Source organism: Rhizobacter sp. P1_G5, assembly GCF_056405435.1.
In genome coordinates this window covers 1-1,860 of record NZ_JBFUCB010000885.1, presented here as the reverse complement: position 1 = coordinate 1,860, position 1,860 = coordinate 1, and the positions used below count along the sequence as shown (strand labels likewise).

Below are 1,860 nucleotides of genomic sequence, written 5' to 3'. Positions count from 1 at the left end.
CAGGCGATGGCCGGTGCGATGGAGGTGGTGGATGCCTGCGGTGCGCTGGCCTTGAGCCCGGTGCCGGCGGTGTTCGACCGGTTCGCGCGCGTGCGGCAGCGCTACGCAGGCGAGCCGTGGTTCAAGGACGTGCGCGGCGACTTCTGCCACCTGCTGCTGGGGCTGAAGACGAAGGAGGAGTTGGCGGTGTTCGCGGAGCACCTGAACGCCGGAACGCCGTGGCTGTTCGACCCGATGGCGACGATCGCTGCCGTGACGGTGCCCCAGTTGTGGATCCTGGCGCAGGATGATCTCGAGGCGCCGAGTGCGGAGACGGCGCGCCGCCTCGCCGTGCTGCGAGGGGCCGGGCGGCCGATCGCGACGGCGGTGTTTCCGAAGACGGAGCACGGCATCTACGAGTACGAGACGGCGGCAGACGGCACCCGCCTGTCGACGCGCCAGCCGGACGGCTACCTGCGGATGATGGTCGACTTCGCGTTCGGGCCGGTGCTGAAGCCGGTGTATGGCACGGCGGTGCCGGCGCGACCGGATCGGTAGACTGGCGGGCATGACTGCCATGCTTCGCGCCGTTCGTGCCGACATCACGACCCTTGCCGTCGATGCGATCGTCAATGCTGCGAACTCGTCGTTGCTGGGTGGCGGTGGGGTGGATGGCGCGATCCATCGCGCGGCCGGTCCGGACCTCCTTCATGAATGCCGGCTGCTGGCCGGTTGCAAGACGGGCGATGCGAAGCTGACGAAGGGCTACCGGTTGAAGGCGAAGTACATCGTCCACACCGTCGGGCCGGTCTGGCGGGGTGGCGAGCACGGTGAGGCGGATCTGCTGGCGTCCTGCTACCGGAGGTCGCTCGAAGTCGCCGGCTCGAAAGGTGTCAGGTCATTGGCATTCCCGAGCATCAGCACCGGCATCTACGGGTATCCGATCGACTTGGCGGCGCAGGTCGCGGTCCGCACGGTGCGCGGCCATCTTGCGCAGTGTCCCGAGTTGGAAGAGGTGGTGTTCTGCTGCTTCTCCGCCATCGATCTCGCGGTCTACGAAAGGGCCATCGATGAACAGGCGAGCTGACTCCCAGCCGGTGCCGCCCATCGAATCCTGGGGCGACCTGCTGCGCGATCGTTCAGAGGCGGATGTGATCGCGTTCATTCGCCAGCAGCCTGAACTGGTGAATGCGCCGGATGCCGTCTCATCCGAATACGCGCTGGAGCAAGCTGTTTTCTACGAGAAGTGCGAACTGGTTCAAGTGCTGCTGGATCTGGGTGCAAACCCCGATCAACGGAACGACCAGGGTTGCCTGGCGCTGCACACGGCCATCGAATTGTTCGAGCGATCGCCGAGTGTCGCCTTGCAACTGGTCGAGGTCCTGCTGGTGCGAGGGGCCGATATCGAAGCCCGCGGGTATCCGGACTTCACAGCACTGCATCGGGCCTGCGCCGTGAATGCCATTCCGATCGCGATGGCGCTGATCGACCGCGGTGCCGGCCTGACGGCCGCAGCGGAAGCGTGGGTGGACGGCGGGCGCACGCCGCTCGACGTGGCCTTGACCCATCGGTACCAGGAGCTTGCGTCGCTGCTGCAGAGCCGGGGCGCAAAGAGCGTCGATGATCTTCCGGCAGCCTGACCCTTCTGGTTCCGTATCACTTCTTGAGCCCAACCACCATGGCAGCCATCTTCGCGTTCAAGTGCAGCAGTTGCRACAACATCCACGAGGGCTCTCCGAGCATCGCGTTCCGCATGCCCGATCCGTACGCCAGCCTGTCGGAGGAGCAGAAGGCGACGATGGGAAAGCTGAGCAGCGATTTCTGCACCATCACGCATGAGGACAGAACCGATCGTTTCGTCCGTGCCGTGCTGGAGGTGCC

4 protein-coding genes are annotated in these 1,860 nt (G+C 65.6%); all 4 read left to right on the top strand.

Annotation, left to right across the window (positions count from 1 at the left end):
• Window positions 1-537: hypothetical protein (locus AC1D12_RS32330; RefSeq protein ID WP_477845237.1), on the top strand; the 537-nt coding region annotated here is incomplete at its 5' end.
• Between the two features lie 10 nt (window positions 538-547).
• Window positions 548-1,066, top strand: coding sequence for an O-acetyl-ADP-ribose deacetylase (locus AC1D12_RS32325; RefSeq protein WP_477826648.1), 519 nt, complete (start codon window positions 548-550; stop codon window positions 1,064-1,066).
• Between the two features lie 10 nt (window positions 1,067-1,076).
• Window positions 1,077-1,619, top strand: a complete 543-nt coding sequence (locus AC1D12_RS32320; protein ID WP_477826649.1) for an ankyrin repeat domain-containing protein — start codon at window positions 1,077-1,079, stop codon at window positions 1,617-1,619.
• Between the two features lie 38 nt (window positions 1,620-1,657).
• The coding region (locus AC1D12_RS32315; protein ID WP_477845236.1) for a DUF2199 domain-containing protein at window positions 1,658-1,860 on the top strand (203 nt) is incomplete at its 3' end.

Coding starts and splice junctions, on each gene's coding strand:
- AC1D12_RS32325 (WP_477826648.1), top strand. CDS start 548: ATGACTGCCATGCTTCGCGCCGTTCGTGCCGACATCACGACCCTTGCC.